Raw genomic sequence first — 14,785 nt, forward strand, 5'->3', positions numbered from 1 at the left:
TCTGACTCCTCCATCTGCGAGCTGAGCGTGTTCACATGTGCTTGGCCGTCCGTTTGAACGGCCAAACCGTCTCCCTCCCGGCAGGCCGGAATGAAGACGGTTTCAGATTACAGCTATATGCGGTAAGCCTCAGGCTGCTGTATTTAAGCCAGTTTTCTTACTCTTCCACCTTTAATATTGCGTGTTGCCCGATTGACTCGTCTTGCCTGAGGCAAAGCCCTTGAACAGGGCAGGCACACTGCGGTAGCGGGTATTGGTGATTTTGGCGGCACTGCTGCTGCTGTCTGTACGGAAGATGGAATCCTTGACGTTCGAGATATCAGAGTTATCCAGAGTGAAGTTCACCGTGAACGAAGTTCCGCCGTTCTGGCGGGCCAGCTTACCGATGTCATTCGCTTTGAAATTCTTGATGTTGATCGTGCCTGCGGCGTTGATCTGGAATACTTTATCGTAGGCTTTGTACGCACCTCCGCCTGTAATATTGACGGTGCCGGAGGCCTTCAGGGTCAGGGCATCCTCGCCGACATCCTGCCAGGTTACATTGGAGATGGTAGCGTTACCGTAACAGTGCACCCCGTCTGCGCCGGGAGCGCCGATAATTACATTTTTGAGTGTGGCATTCTTCTCCAGCCGGAAGATAGGCTTCTGGTTCTCTGCCTGACTGCCGTCTCCAAGCGTACTCGGATTGGCGACAAATGTCTGGCCGCTGCCGTCATACGTCTGTCCGGCCGGTACGACAATCGTCGAGTTCACCACAATGGGCGTTGCGGCAGATACCTCGGGGGGACTGGCAACATAGAACGAAGACAACAGTGCAACCGACAGGAGCAAGCCAACTACCTTTTTCAAAAACATTCCGCCCTTCAACTCTAGAATTAGGTCCGGCGTACCGGTCCTTTGCGGGCAAACCAGCCAGATGTGCACCTCTGACAGCACCCGATATCTAGCCTATTCAGAACACGTGTGCATAGAACAAAATCCTTTTAATGAGAATAATTTACATATTTTAGACACAATTAGGTAAGGGTTGCAAGCTGAGAGATAAAGGATAACAATAGTAGAATAGTAGAGCACAGAAACGGAGGAATTGAGAATGACTGAGGAAGAGCTTGACGCAATGTGGGAGAAGCAAATGCAACAGGAGAAAGAAGAGAAGGTGAAGAAGTACAGCATTCTGAACACCTTGGCGCTGCAAGGGCAGACCGTATTGGCGGGCTCTTCGCTGATGGAGTTTTTTCCGGTGAATGAACTGCAGCAGAGGCTGGAGAAGCGGACGGTCATCTATAACCGCGGAATTGCGGGCTATGTGACCCGGGAATTGCTTGAAGCGCTGGAGGTATGTGTGCTAGAGCTTGCGCCTTCGCGGCTGTTCATTAATATCGGCACGAACGACATCAGTTCAGCGGACGGGGAGTATGAGCCTCAGAAGCTGCTTGCGAATTACAATGAGATCTTGACCCGGATCGGGGAACGGCTGCCGGAGTGCAAGGTGTATGTCATGGCCTATTACCCGGTGAATGCCAAGGCTGAATTCCCCGGAATGGATGAGGAGCTGCGGGCGAACTACTTCAGAACGAGAACCAATGCGGCGCTGCTCGAAGCGAACCGGGCCGTGGAGGAGCTCGCGGTGAAGCACGGCTATGAGTTCATTAATGTGAATGAGGGACTGACGGACGCCGAAGGGAATCTGAAGGCAGAGTACACGATGGACGGCGTTCATATGTATGCTAACGGGTATGCAGTGGTGCTGAATAATCTTAAGGGGTATTTGTAAGAGGCAGGCGCAGAGACGTGAAAATAGCACTGTCAGGTTGAAGCGCCATGCCTGTTTTGTGAGTGAATGATGTCTAACCCTCAAATAGGGTCCTGACTTGTTTTGTCTACTTCTTTTTTTATATCATCGTCGGTCATACTCAAGAAACCGTAATAGGTGGCAAACGGATAGTAAGAATAAATTTTATTATCGTAAACATACGATAGCTTTGGTTTTATAATATAAAATTTATTGTTATTTTTAATGTCAGCCTTTATTAACGTTTTCTTTGTCTGTTGGGGATCAATCATAATCGATTGTTTATCTAAAGAAGTTTCATTCAGATCAACCTCTACATCAATAACCTTAATATCTTTGGCAGTGGTGTTGGTGAAACTGAATTGATATCCGTCAAAATCGTTAGAGACTAACGGAAAAGTATCACTCATCACCAACTTTTCTTCGTTATTGTCGTTAGATATATTAAAGTTCCAGTCACCAATCGGATATTCTTCATGAGTGTTATCATCAAAATTTATGTCTATGTAATTCACTTTTTCTTTACCTGATTGTGGAAATGATACATCTACAGATATATTTCTAATATCATACATTTTAGAAGAATCGCTCTTAACAAGTTTAAAGGATTGAATTAAGGTTGTTTTAGAGTTTTTAAAAGCGATCGATGTGATGTTCTTCGAGGATATTTTATCTTTATGGTTCTTTTTAATAAAGTAGGCTAAATCTATAGTGTAATTGGTCTGTTCTTTTGCAGCAATTGAGGAATTATATTGGATAAAATGAGCTGTTGAATATCTTTCTTTTATTGAAAAAGAATATATGAACAGTGCTGCTGTTAACAAAAAAATTGATGAAATTATAAGTGGAAGTGTATATTTCTTGTTCATCTAGTTCATCTTCCTCCAAAAAATTAATATAGTATTAGTCCAATGCTTTGCATTGGACTAATACTATTGAAATATACATTTTATGTTTATTCTAAGTTGATTATTGGTAGATAACGTAAAGGTAAGTATTTTGTGTAGGCTGGAGATAGCTTGAGTATACTCTCTGATCCACTACCGTGCCGGAACCATAGGAAGTTTGATAATGAGTTGTTTTAACAAATGAAAAATTTTGAGTATAATAATCAGCACCAAAAGCCAATTTACTGTATTTGGTAGCACTTGCGGGTAAGGTGATGGCAACAGTATAAGTGGTTGTGTAACCTGCTGATAATCCGAACTGAGCTTTCATTTTAGTAATAGCTTCTGATGTGAGATTTGTGCTGAAAGTAAGTGAAGTTGCTTGTGCTTTACTCCAAGTATATCCTGAGGCCATTGCCCAACTCTCGGTTAAGTACCTGACAAACTTTCTTGAAAGGAATGTTTTACTGGATTCCGGACGAATATCGTAGGTGTTCCAGGAGTATCCAGCATCCATAGGAGAAATACTTGAGTTTGTTTCATTCTCAATTGTAGGAGTTCCTTGTATAGTTACTGATGCTCCAATTCCAGAGCCATCGCTGCCATCAGGTGTTGCCGCATTGGCAGGTATTACTCCAATTGTTAACGCCAATAGCGCAGTGGAAAGTAAAGCAGCTATTTTTTTCATTTAAGCCCTTCTCTCGCATAGAATAGTACATTGGCCAATGCATAGTCTATACCTTACATTAAATCCCTTAATATGTAAATGATATTCAATATATCCAGTTAAAAATATACAATATAATATATTGTATCCAAAAATATAATATCAATTGTAAAATTTAAAAATATAATCTAAATATCAAAGTGTATGATTCATAGCCTGTCTCCCTCAGATCAACTCCCGCCTCCGCTTCAAATACACATACAGTACGATGCCCGACAGGGAGCAGACGGCAGCGCATAAGCCGATGAAGCCGTACCCCGCCTGGAGTCCGCGCAGCAGGCCGAGCTCAGTGGTGGAGCCGTAAAATGCTTTGACGGCTTCAATCACCCAGCCGATAATGTAATTGCCGATGACGCTGCCGAGGCCCATCAGGGTCACGACGAAGGTAATGGCGGTGTCGCTTCCGTTCGGGTACCGGCGGGCGATGAAGGCCATAACGGTGGGATAGATAATAGCAATCCCGGCCCCGGATAATGCGAACAGGAAGGCGAGACGTTCCCCGCCCGCCAAGGCGGCGAAGGTACAGACCGCCGAGAAGCAGGAGAAGATGATCAGCGAGAGGACGAAGCCGATCCGGTCCGTCAGTGCGCCGAGCACGAGCCGCCCGAGAGAGAATACAAGGAAGAAAGCAGAGAGCAGGCCGGAAGCCCGGATGGTGTCCCAGGCATAGGCTTTTTCCAGAAAGTTAACCAGCCAGCCGCCCACGGCCAGCTCCGAGACCACGCCGAAGGACAGGATCATCACCATCATCCAGAGTGCAGGATCACGCGTCAGAGTGCGGAAGGAGGTGCGGTCCTCCTGCGGAAGATCATCTCCGGGATACGTGCTGCGCAGCGCCGAGAGAATTGGCAGCAGACAGAGCGATAGCATGACCAGATACATCCCCCGCCAGTCCAGCAGATGTCCGAACACGCTCATCGACATGACTCCGGTAGCGAGCAGCGGCGCCACGGTGGAGCTTAATCCATAGAAGAAGTGGGATAAGTTCATCATGAACCCGGTGTTTTTGACGAAAATACGTGCCCCCAGAATTGCCAGTCCGATCTCCAGCATCCCGTTCCCGATATACATCAGGAAGTAAGAGGAGGCGAACAGCGGATAGCTGTGTGACAGGTAGATCAGCACCCCTGAGAGGACCATGGAAGCGAATGAAATCATAGTGACGGCCTTGATGCCCCATTTGCGGACAAGCACAGCGGTGAAGGAGCAGGCGATCAGATAGCCCAGCGCGTTCAGCGAGAGCAGGGTGCCAAGCTGGCCTTCATCCAGATTGAACGTAAGCTGAATTCGCGGAATCGCGGGTCCTTTGATATTCTCGGAGATGCCAAAGACGACAAAGCCGAGGAAGATTGTCACGAGCTGCATGATATAGACGGTGTTACGTTTGTTGCCTGGTGCGCTGGCGGAATTGCCGGATTGAGCTTTCACAGTAATAGCCTCCTGGATGAAAATAAAATAGATTTGTCTTATTTGCGTTCAACCAGGTGGAACCGGTAATTCAGGCTTTCCGTGGTTGTGGTAATCAGTCCGCTCATGTACTCCTGCCGGGTATCCCGCTGAATCATAAGCTCAGGCATATGTTCGGGCGGAATAATGTCCAGGCATCCGCTGCGCAGATCCTCCAGCATCTCCGGCAAGATATTATCGCCTGTGATAACAATGGTGGCCGGGTTGATGATGCTGATGATCGACACCAGTGCATGTACGGCCAGCTTGCGGGGATCGCCTGCACCCTGGAGCAGCCGGAGCTGCTCTTCTCGGGTTATGCCGTAAGGCAGATAAGACACCTCACCGCTAAAAAAGCTGTTGCCGTTCAGCAAACGTCCGTTCACCATGAAGCCGGCCCCCGGATAATGATTCTTGGGGAAGGTGAGTACAGCAAAATGACTCTCTTCATCCAGCAGCAGCTTCTGGTACAAGCCATACACTGTCAGATTCATATCATTCTCAATGATGATCTCTACCTCTTCATAGCGCTCCTTCAGGAGAAGTCCGAGCGGCTGCTCAGCAAGCGCGGGGACATCGCAGATCCCTATCCGGTCATGCTGGACGACCCCTGGAATGCCGATGCCGATGGCCTGCACATTCGGATGGGCCGCAATAATCTCATCCAGCCAGTCCCCAAGGGTATCTGGAGTAATCTCGTCACATTCCTTAACAGTTTCCTCTATGATTTCACCGTTCAGATTGGCAAGCGCACAGGTAATGGATTGCCGGCCGTCCTCCGCACGCACAATCATACAGATGATAGAAGAGTAATCTGCATTGAACTGATATTTCCTTGCCGGTCTGCCGCCGCTGGATTCCTCCCAATCCAGTTCCAGAATTTCACCCGTCTGGACCAATTCATTCAGGATGGTGCCGCAGGTAGCCACACTTAGCCGTGTCTGACCTGCGACCGAAGCTTTGGTGCCGGTGCCGGAGGTGCGCAGCGCATTTTTCACCAGCTCTACATTTATTCTCTTGATCAGTTGTGTATTATGAGACGGCTGAGCCATAGCGGATTTTCCCTCCGGGATAATTTTATCGAGGTTATTAAAAGAGTTGTAATAAGTGTATTGTAGTCAGTTTACAGTGAAAGGGCAAGAGCTAATTATTTCGTCGTATAACGCATAAAAAGCTCATATTGGCAGGGTTCTCTGACTTCCCTGCCAATACGAACCTTAATTATGATTTAGTGAAATCCAACTGCCTTGTTACGTGATACTTAGGCTCAGGAGATTTTGACGATAGTGATCATTGCATAATTTGGAGTTCTTCCGTCATAAGTGCCGCTTAGCATCGTAACACTGACATTGCCGCCATTGCTAACGGCAATTTTGTCGTTAGCGTTCAATGAGAAAATATCTAACATGGTAACAGAACCAGAGGAGCTTGCATATGCGATTGACCTGCTTACAGGTGAGGGTACAGGCCCACTCATCAACTCAAACACTCCGTCCGAACCACTTGCAACAAAAACAGTACACGTTACTTGATATACCCCATTTGCAGTAACTATAAAATCTTTTGATGTGGCATCCCATGTAATACCAAGAGATTGAGCGGGTGCGGTGAAATTTATTTTTTCATTTGAAGCAAGAATAACGGCTGCAGTAGGAGAATCTGCAAAGCTAACGGCATAAGCTGTTGAAAGGGTGCCAGTAGCCCCGGTGACTCCTGTGACACCAGTGAGTCCAGTGACGCCTGTAAGTCCGGTGAAGCCGGTAAGTCCAGTGACGCCTGTAAGTCCAGTCACACCCGTGAGTCCGGTTATGCCTGTCATTCCAGTGATGCCAGTAGGCCCGGTATGGCCTGTTGCCCCTGCCCCTGAGCCTGCTGGTCCTGTTGATCCTTGTGGACCTGTTGATCCGGTAGGACCCGTTGCGCCTGCTCCGGTAGGTCCAGTGGTTCCAGGAGGACCTTGCTCTCCCATAGGTCCTGTCGCTCCAGTAGCTCCTTTCTCTCCGCCGTTATGATTTCCAAGCAGTTCTTCAGATACCAAGCGGTGTGCGCTTACCAGTTGACCTGTGCTATTCTTGCCCCATACCGATATTTGAACAGGTTCATTCATATCAATAAGATGATCAGGTGTAACAAATATAAATTCAAAACCATTAAAATCAGCGTAATAATTCTTCGTGATGACTTGATTCTCTGCAATAGAGAGTACTTCATTAACATACATAATCCTTGTTTCCGCGTTTAGATAATAACCCTGAATGGATATTGAGGAAGCCGGGTCAACGCTGTGGTTAACGATTTTAACAGTAACCTGCTGAGTGGGCCTCATCCCGTTAACCGGGCTATTTTCGATCGGTCCTGTTGATAAAATGGCCATTCCTTCATCCCTTCCTGTCATTATATTTGAAATTAATATATGAATATTCAGACTTCATGGTTTGGTGCGGAGTTAGTATCAGAATCTGCTCCAACCAAGCATATGGATAAAAAAAAGAGACATCTTCCGAAGTGACCAAGCTTCCGGAGTTGTCTCTTTTTGTTCATTGTTGTAAGGTTGGCACCTACGCGAGTGTATCAGAAGGCTAATGACATCGTCCCTAGTTAACGTAACCGTAGGGCTGATGTCAGGAGTATTGGGATTCGACCTATGCTTATCCAATATTCTCTAATTTTCTGTAAAAGAGGCACCGGAATCGGAATACTAACGCAGCTCGCCCGGTGTCCTCAGCTTGACCTGCTTGAACACCCGGTTGAAGGTGCGGATATTGGTGAAGCCGCATTCCAGCGCGATATCCAGAATGCTTTTGTCGGTACCCAGCAGCAGCCGTTCTGCCTGGTTGACGCGGATGCTGTTCAGGTACGCCACGTAGCTCATGCCTGTGATGCTTTTGAAGAAGCGGGAGAAGTAGAACAGGCTCATATTGGCATGCCGGGCGGCATCGGCCAGGGTGATAGGGTGCATGTAATGGACATCCAGGTATTCCAGCACCTCTTGCATAATCTTCATATTCGTAATGCGCCGCTTATCCTTATGCGGATTCACGATATCCAGCGGCATCTGCCGCAGAATCAGCGCACACAGCTCATGCAGCAGACCGGTCACCAGCTGTTCATGATGCGGGGGCTTCTCCAGATACTCCTCCAGCAGCTCCTGCATAATTGCAGGCAGACGGGGGTTACCTTGTTCAGAAGGAGACTTGCCCTGGTTCAGAAAAGGAGACATCAGCCGCTTATTCAGGGGCCAGCCTGCCGGATATCCGATCAGGGAAGGATTGAAAATAATCATCAGCAGCTTGGACTCGCTGTTCTTGCTGTCATAATAATGGATATCTCCGCTGCTGCATACGGCCAGATCCCCGGCGGTCAGCACCCGTGTCTCGGAGTTGATCCCCATTCTTATCGAACCCTCCAGACAATAGACAATCTCCAGATCATTGTGCCAGTGGGCCAGGAAATTAATGTTCCGGCTAACAAAGGCCGTGAAGGGAAACGCATAGCCGTACGTCCGGTTCTCGTGAAACGCTCTCATGGTTACTCCTGTTCTCATCCTCCCGGCGGTTCGTCAGGAAGCGGTTTCAGTAATTAGATGCTTGCCACATCATGCAGTCTTAAATTTAGCAAAAAATGACCATTCCCACAAGCAAAATGACGAGCAGGAACGGCTGCAATGGATTACAATTTCTTCAGGAAGACCTGATCTTAATCAATCTATAACCCGGACTTGGATAAATAGGACAAAAAGGAGAGCTTGATATGGCAAAGAAGGCATTGATTGTAAAAGGTGGATGGGACGGGCATGAACCGAATGAGGTAGCGGCAATTTTTGCAGATATCCTTACGAACGAAGGCTTCGAGGTTGAAGTCTCTGATACGCTGGACAGCTTCAATAATGCGGAGGCGCTGAAGGCGCTGAACCTGATTGTACCGGTGTGGACCATGGGCGAAATCAAGGGGGAGCAGTGCTCGGCAGTTCTGGCGGCTGTGGCTTCCGGCGTAGGTATCGCAGGCTGTCACGGCGGGATGTGTGACTCCTTCCGTACTAATACGGAATGGCAATTTTTGACCGGATCGCAATGGGTGGCACATCCCTTCAATGATGGGGTGGATTATGAAGTGAACATCGTGAAATCCGGCTCCAGCCCGATTGTGGAAGGTATGCAGGACTTCATGGTGAAGTCGGAGCAGTATTATCTACATGTGGATCCGGCGGTGAATGTACTGGCTACTACCACTTTTGTGATGAGTGAAGGGGAGCATTCGGCCAATGGTGTGATCACGATGCCGGTGGTCTATACGAAGAAATGGGGCCAGGGCAAGGTATTCTATAACGCGCTTGGACATCATGCGGATGTGTTCGATATTCCGGAGGCCAAGGAACTGATGCGCCGGGGCTTCTTGTGGGCAGCCAAATAAATGAAGGACAAGGTGGGAAACAGCGTGCGTAAAGTGAAAATCGGGATTGTCGGCTGCGGAAATATCAGCAGTATTTATTTTGAGAATTTGACCGGAACCTTCAAGAATACGGAGGTCTACGCCTGTTCGGATCTGAATCTGGAGCGGGCGCAGCAGGCTGCAGAGCAGTACGGGGTTCCGAATGTATGGACGACAGCGGAGCTGCTGGCTTCGGAGGAGATTGAGATTGTCGTGAATCTGACCACGCCGAATTACCACTTCGAGGTGTGTAAGCAGGCGCTGCTGTCAGGCAAGCATGTCTATGTGGAGAAGCCGCTGTCATTATCGCTTGAGCACGGGACTGAGCTGGTTGAATTGGCTAAGGAAAAAGGATTGTTCATCGGCTGCGCGCCGGACACCTTCCTCGGAGCGGGCCTGCAGACCTGTGCGAAGCTGATCGCAGACGGCTATATCGGAGAGCCGGTAGCGGCGACAGCCTTCATGCTCTGCCACGGGCATGAGAGCTGGCACCCGGACCCTGAGTTCTATTACCAGGCCGGCGGCGGCCCGATGTTCGATATGGGACCGTATTATCTGACGGCTCTGGTATCCTTGCTGGGTCCGGCAGCTACGGTATGCGGCATGACCAAGACCTCGTTCCCTACCCGGACGATCACCAGTGAGAAGAAGTTCGGCAAGGTAGTAGAGGTTGAAGTCCCTACGCATGTGGCCGGAACGATTCAGTTCGCCAGCGGTGCTGTCGCCACGATGATTACCAGCTTCGATGTCTGGCACAGCACACTGCCGCGCATTGAGATCTACGGCTCGCTGGGCACCCTGATTGTGCCGGACCCGAACACCTTCGGCGGCCCGATCCTCCTGCGTCCGGCGCATAGCGCAGAGTTCAAGGAGATTCCGGTGGTGCACAGCTATGAAGGCAACAGCCGGGGCATTGGCGTGGCTGATATGGCCCGCTGCATCGGGACTGGTGAGACTCCGCGCGCAAACGGCGAGCTGGCGAACCATGTGCTGGAGATCATGCACGCCTTCCACACCAGCTCCGATTCGAAGCGTTATGCCGAGCTGACCACCACCTGCGACCAGCCGAAGCCGCTGGCTCCGGGACTGATTAAGGGATATTTGGAGTAGCGAATAGTAGCTAAGTATAGCGAAAAGCAGCGCGAATAAGCGATGAAGCGAAGAGTGTAAAGATAATAGGAATTCAACAGGCAGCGTTCTGTCCCCGGTTGTGGGGAGGGGCGCTGTTTTTTTGTGAGGTGGAGTGGAGGAGACTCGGCGTGAAGGTACGTGGACCAAATGTATGCGGGAAACCGAACACAATGTGCAGGTTGGGGTGGGCGAGGGGCAAATGTATGCGGAAAACCGAACACAATTTGCAGGTAGGGGGTACGTGAGCCGAATGTATGTGAAAAACAGCATACATCGTGTCCGCAAGCAGGCACATGGGCCTAATGTATATCAAAAACAGCATACATAGATCCGCAAGCAGGCACCCGGCCCGAATGTATGTCAAAAACAGCATACATTGTGCCCGCAAGCAGGCACCCGGCCCGAATGTATGTCAAAAACAGCATACATTGTGTCCGCAGGCAGGCACATGGGCCTAATGTATCCGTTGGTGTGAGAGCATCCTCCTCAACTAATCAGGCTCCCTTCTGTTTGAACTTGTATATACAGGTGTAATGTATGTCAACAAGTTCTTCATGGAGGTGCTTCATGTGAATCAAGAGAGTCAAGCCCGGCCAACGGAATGGTGGCGGCGGTCTACGGTGTATCAGGTATATCCGAAGAGCTTCAAGGATACGACAGGGAGCGGAACCGGTGATATCAGAGGACTGACGGAGAAGCTGGATTATTTGCAGGAGCTGGGGATTGACATTGTCTGGCTCCAGCCGGTCTATGTCTCGCCCGGACATGATAACGGTTACGATGTGGCGGATTATGAGCGGATCAACCCGGAATTCGGTACGATGGAGGACTTCGACGAACTCGTAGCGGAGCTGCACCGGCGCGGAATGAAGCTGATGACAGACATCGTAGTCAACCATACCTCGACAGAGCATGAGTGGTTCAAGCAGGCGATCTCCAGCCGGGATAATCATTACCGCGATTATTATATCTGGAAGGACCCGGCTACGGGCGGGGGAGTACCGAACAATTGGCAGTCGAAGTTCGGGGGTCCCGCCTGGCAATTCGACGAGGCGTCAGGCCAATATTACCTTACTCTGTTCGACAAGACACAGGCGGATCTGAATTGGGAGAACGAAGAGGTCCGCAGCGCGGTGAACCGGATGATGCTGTTCTGGGCCCGCAAGGGTGTGGATGGATTTCGGATGGATGTTATCAACCTGATCTCCAAGGACCAGCGCTTTCCGGATGATGACGGGAGTGTGCCGCCGGGCGACGGGCGGAAGTATTACACAGACGGCCCGCGGGTCCACGAATACATCCGGGCGATGTACGATGAGGTGTTTGGCCCGCATGAGCTGGTCACGGTGGGCGAGATGTCCTCTACCACACTTGAGCAGTGCATCCGTTATTCTAGTCCCGAGCGGCGGGAATTCTCAATGACCTTCAACTTCCATCATCTGAAGGTGGATTATCCGAACGGCCGGAAGTGGGAGCTGATGCCTTACGATTTCGAAGCGCTTAAGCGGCTGTTCAGCGAGTGGCAGACCGGGATGCAGGAGGGCGAGGGCTGGAACGCTTTATTTTTCAACAATCACGATCAGCCTCGCGCTCTCTCCCGGTTCACAGACGACACTAAGTACCGCGAGGAGAGTGCCAAGCTGCTGGCGACTACACTGCACGGATTACAGGGTACACCCTATGTCTATCAGGGAGAAGAGATCGGGATGCCGAATCCCAAATGGCGGGGGATTGAAGAATTCCGCGATATTGAGTCGCTGAATATGTACCGGATTCTGTGTGAGCAGGGAGCAAGCCCCGGAGAGGCGCTCGTGATTCTGCAGGAACGTTCAAGGGACAACTCCCGGACGCCGATGCAGTGGGATGAGGGCGCGAATGCAGGCTTCACCACCGGAACGCCTTGGCTAAAAGTGGATGAAAGGTACCCGGACATCAATGTGCGTCAGGCGCTGGCGCAGCCGGATTCGATCTTCCATCACTACCGCAAGCTGATCGCTCTGCGCAAATCGCACGCTATTTTTGCGGACGGAATATACCGCAGGCTGGACGAAGGACATCCCGAGGTGTTCGCTTATGCGCGGACCGGAGATCATGAAGCGCTTGTCGTGGTCTCGAACTTCAGCAGCAAAGAGATGATGTTCCGGCTTCCGGATGATCACTGGGCGGACTTAAGCGCTAAGGGGAAGGGGAAGCTCCTGCTTGGCAATACCGGAGAGCATCCTGCACTTACGCAAGAGCTTCAGCTTCGCCCATATGCTTCATATCTGTGGCTAGTCAGCCGGAACTAGAAGAGACCGAAATTGCGTGAATGTACGTTAAAATCTGAGAGGGCTACCAGGCATTCATTAACTATGCGAGGAGTGACAATATGGCTATAGACCGCAAAAATATTGAAGAGATCGTCCAGGCGGTGGGTGGCAAGGAGAACATTGAGGTAGCTACGCATTGTGTGACGCGCCTGAGGTTCTCGCTCTATGACGAGAGTAAGGTGGACGCGGCGGCGCTGGACCGCAATGATCTGGTGAAGGGACAATTCTCTTCCCAAGGGCAATTCCAGATTGTCATCGGACCGGGGACGGTAGATAAAGTATATGATGAGATGATTAAGCTGACCGGCGGCGCCCGTTCCTCCAAGGATCAGGTGAAATCAGCCGCAGCCCGGAACCTGAATCCGCTTCAGCGGATCATCAAGACACTGGCCGATATCTTCATTCCCATTCTTCCGGCCATCGTCACTGCGGGTCTGCTGCTTGGAATCAACAACATTCTAACCGGCCCGGGGATCTTCTTCAGCGATTCGCTGGTGGATGTCTATCCGCAGTGGAAGGATATTGCTGCTATCATTAATACGATTGCCAGTACGGCATTTACATTCTTACCCGCACTGATCGGGTGGGCGGCAGTGACCCGCTTCGGCGGCAGTCCTTTGCTCGGGATTGTGCTGGGTCTGATTCTGGTTCACCCGGATTTATTAAGTGCTTACGGGTATGCGGAAGCTTCAACGAACGGGACGGTTCCAACCTGGAACCTGTTCGGCTGGCATCTGGAGCGGATCGGCTACCAGGGGCAGGTGCTGCCGGTTCTGGTATCGGCTTATATTCTGTCCGCAATTGAGAAATTTCTGGATAAGCGGGTCCATGATTCCATTAAGCTGCTGGTCGTTGCGCCGGTGACGCTGCTCATTACAGGCTTCCTGGCCTTCACCATCATCGGTCCGGTTACGTTCGGCATTGCGAATGCCATCACCTCCGGTCTGGTGTATATCTTCGATCATTTCGCCATCCTTGGCGGCCTGATCTATGGCGGCTTTTATTCGCTGCTCGTCATTACAGGAATGCATCACACGTTCCTGGCCGTGGACGTCCAGCTAATCGGCAGCGAGAAAAGCACCTTCCTCTGGCCAATGCTGGCGCTCTCCAATATTGCCCAAGGTGCGGCCGCACTGGCGATGATGTTCGTGATTAAAGAACAGAAGACTAAGGGGCTGGCGGTGACCTCATCCGTCTCGGCCTTCCTAGGAGTTACCGAGCCGGCCATCTTCGGGGTGAATATCCGCTACCGCTATCCGTTCATCTTCGGAATGATCGGCTCCGCGATAGGCGGGGTGCTGCTCACATTGAATCAGGTCCGGGCCACTTCCATCGGGGTAGGAGGGATTCCGGGCTTCCTGTCGATCTTCCCTAACCAGTGGGGCGTATTCTTCATCGGGATGGCGATTGTCCTGATCGTGCCGTTTGCGGCCACTGTGCTGTATGGCCGGGCGGTTGCACAGCGTGCACTGAACAAAGCGCAAGCAACAGCAGGCGTAGCAGCAGCCGATTCTTCTGTTACAGCCCCTGAGCTAAGCAGCCGCAGTTCCGTACAAGGCTCGCTGGAGCAGGAGCCGGTGAATATCCTGGAGCTGGCGTCACCGCTTAACGGAACAGCGGTACCGCTGGAGCAGGTTCCTGATCCCGCTTTTGCTGAGCGGCAGATGGGGGATGGGATTGCGATTGAACCTTCCGAAGGCAAGGTCTATGCTCCCTTTGAGGCTACGGTAGCCCACGTGATCAAGAGTAAGCACGCGCTGATTCTGGAGCATGCCAGCGGAGTCCAGGTGCTGATCCATGTCGGAATTAACACCGTGTCGCTCAAAGGCGAAGGGTTCACCACAACGAAGCAGGTCGGCGATAAGGTCCGGGCTGGCGAGCTTCTGCTGGAATTCGATATGGAGGCCATCCGTGCCGCCGGGTATCCTTTAATTACTCCAATTATCATCCCTGCCGGGCAGGAGATGGTGGAACGGATCGAGGAACAGAGCGGACCGGCCACGGCGAAGCAGACCCGTATTCTAACCGTTCATCTTAAGGGTTGACCCGTGCGGATCAGACATGC

12 protein-coding genes are annotated in these 14,785 nt (G+C 50.6%); 5 read left to right on the forward strand and 7 right to left on the reverse strand.

What is annotated here, in order from left to right; all coding sequences use genetic code 11:
- Positions 1 to 171 precede the first annotated feature (171 nt).
- Positions 172 to 855, reverse strand: coding sequence for a pectate lyase (locus MKX63_RS14250; protein WP_341017827.1), 684 nt, complete (start codon positions 853 to 855; stop codon positions 172 to 174).
- Positions 856 to 1,093: 238 nt separating this feature from the next.
- Here MKX63_RS14250 and MKX63_RS14255 point away from each other — a divergent pair, with 238 nt between their 5' ends.
- Positions 1,094 to 1,774, forward strand: coding sequence for a GDSL-type esterase/lipase family protein (locus MKX63_RS14255; RefSeq protein WP_341017829.1), 681 nt, complete (start codon positions 1,094 to 1,096; stop codon positions 1,772 to 1,774).
- 80 nt (positions 1,775 to 1,854) lie between these two features.
- On the opposite strand, the gene MKX63_RS14260 is transcribed toward MKX63_RS14255, so the two are convergent.
- The 6 genes from MKX63_RS14260 to MKX63_RS14285 form a co-directional block, all read right to left on the reverse strand.
- Positions 1,855 to 2,661 (reverse strand): hypothetical protein, encoded by an 807-nt coding sequence (locus MKX63_RS14260; RefSeq protein WP_341017830.1) that lies wholly within the window; start codon positions 2,659 to 2,661, stop codon positions 1,855 to 1,857.
- Positions 2,662 to 2,761: 100 nt separating this feature from the next.
- Positions 2,762 to 3,367, reverse strand: a complete 606-nt coding sequence (locus tag MKX63_RS14265; RefSeq protein ID WP_341017831.1) for a hypothetical protein — start codon at positions 3,365 to 3,367, stop codon at positions 2,762 to 2,764.
- 204 nt (positions 3,368 to 3,571) lie between these two features.
- Positions 3,572 to 4,771: an MFS transporter gene (locus MKX63_RS14270; protein ID WP_341018647.1), complete on the reverse strand. Its 1,200-nt coding sequence runs from the start codon at positions 4,769 to 4,771 to the stop codon at positions 3,572 to 3,574.
- Between the two features lie 101 nt (positions 4,772 to 4,872).
- The gene (locus MKX63_RS14275) at positions 4,873 to 5,904 is read right to left on the reverse strand and encodes an ROK family protein (RefSeq protein WP_341017833.1); all 1,032 of its coding nucleotides are present in this window, start codon (positions 5,902 to 5,904) and stop codon (positions 4,873 to 4,875) included.
- A 215-nt stretch (positions 5,905 to 6,119) separates the two neighbouring features.
- Complete coding sequence (locus MKX63_RS14280) at positions 6,120 to 7,226, reverse strand: hypothetical protein (protein ID WP_341017835.1); 1,107 nt, start codon at positions 7,224 to 7,226, stop codon at positions 6,120 to 6,122.
- A 324-nt stretch (positions 7,227 to 7,550) separates the two neighbouring features.
- Positions 7,551 to 8,396 carry an AraC family transcriptional regulator gene (locus MKX63_RS14285; RefSeq protein ID WP_341017836.1) on the reverse strand — a complete coding sequence of 282 codons (846 nt, stop codon included), beginning with the start codon at positions 8,394 to 8,396 and terminating at the stop codon, positions 7,551 to 7,553.
- 206 nt (positions 8,397 to 8,602) lie between these two features.
- On the opposite strand from MKX63_RS14285, the gene MKX63_RS14290 reads away from it, so the two are divergent.
- From MKX63_RS14290 to treP, 4 genes are all read left to right on the forward strand, one after another.
- The gene (locus MKX63_RS14290; protein ID WP_341017837.1) at positions 8,603 to 9,262 is read left to right on the forward strand and encodes a ThuA domain-containing protein; all 660 of its coding nucleotides are present in this window, start codon (positions 8,603 to 8,605) and stop codon (positions 9,260 to 9,262) included.
- A 24-nt stretch (positions 9,263 to 9,286) separates the two neighbouring features.
- The gene (locus MKX63_RS14295) at positions 9,287 to 10,390 is read left to right on the forward strand and encodes a Gfo/Idh/MocA family protein (protein ID WP_341017838.1); all 1,104 of its coding nucleotides are present in this window, start codon (positions 9,287 to 9,289) and stop codon (positions 10,388 to 10,390) included.
- Between the two features lie 575 nt (positions 10,391 to 10,965).
- Positions 10,966 to 12,699: an alpha,alpha-phosphotrehalase gene (treC, locus tag MKX63_RS14300; RefSeq protein ID WP_341018649.1), complete on the forward strand. Its 1,734-nt coding sequence runs from the start codon at positions 10,966 to 10,968 to the stop codon at positions 12,697 to 12,699.
- An 80-nt stretch (positions 12,700 to 12,779) separates the two neighbouring features.
- Positions 12,780 to 14,765, forward strand: coding sequence for a PTS system trehalose-specific EIIBC component (gene treP / locus MKX63_RS14305; protein WP_341017839.1), 1,986 nt, complete (start codon positions 12,780 to 12,782; stop codon positions 14,763 to 14,765).
- The last annotated feature ends 20 nt before the right edge of the window (positions 14,766 to 14,785 follow it).

This window comes from Paenibacillus sp. FSL R7-0179 (assembly GCF_038002265.1).
GTDB lineage: Bacteria > Bacillota > Bacilli > Paenibacillales > Paenibacillaceae > Paenibacillus_AQ.

What these genes read in the sequence shown, in the direction of transcription:
- MKX63_RS14270 (WP_341018647.1), bottom strand. Translation starts at nt 4,771, where the DNA reads ATGCAGCTCGTGACAATCTTCCTCGGCTTTGTCGTCTTTGGCATCTCC.
- MKX63_RS14255 (WP_341017829.1), top strand. Translation starts at nt 1,094, where the DNA reads ATGACTGAGGAAGAGCTTGACGCAATGTGGGAGAAGCAAATGCAACAG.
- MKX63_RS14290 (WP_341017837.1), top strand. Translation starts at nt 8,603, where the DNA reads ATGGCAAAGAAGGCATTGATTGTAAAAGGTGGATGGGACGGGCATGAA.
- MKX63_RS14280 (WP_341017835.1), bottom strand. Translation starts at nt 7,226, where the DNA reads ATGGCCATTTTATCAACAGGACCGATCGAAAATAGCCCGGTTAACGGG.
- MKX63_RS14275 (WP_341017833.1), bottom strand. Translation starts at nt 5,904, where the DNA reads ATGGCTCAGCCGTCTCATAATACACAACTGATCAAGAGAATAAATGTA.
- MKX63_RS14285 (WP_341017836.1), bottom strand. Translation starts at nt 8,396, where the DNA reads ATGAGAACAGGAGTAACCATGAGAGCGTTTCACGAGAACCGGACGTAC.
- treC (WP_341018649.1), top strand. Translation starts at nt 10,966, where the DNA reads ATGGAGGTGCTTCATGTGAATCAAGAGAGTCAAGCCCGGCCAACGGAA.
- MKX63_RS14260 (WP_341017830.1), bottom strand. Translation starts at nt 2,661, where the DNA reads ATGAACAAGAAATATACACTTCCACTTATAATTTCATCAATTTTTTTG.
- treP (WP_341017839.1), top strand. Translation starts at nt 12,780, where the DNA reads ATGGCTATAGACCGCAAAAATATTGAAGAGATCGTCCAGGCGGTGGGT.
- MKX63_RS14265 (WP_341017831.1), bottom strand. Translation starts at nt 3,367, where the DNA reads ATGAAAAAAATAGCTGCTTTACTTTCCACTGCGCTATTGGCGTTAACA.
- MKX63_RS14250 (WP_341017827.1), bottom strand. Translation starts at nt 855, where the DNA reads ATGTTTTTGAAAAAGGTAGTTGGCTTGCTCCTGTCGGTTGCACTGTTG.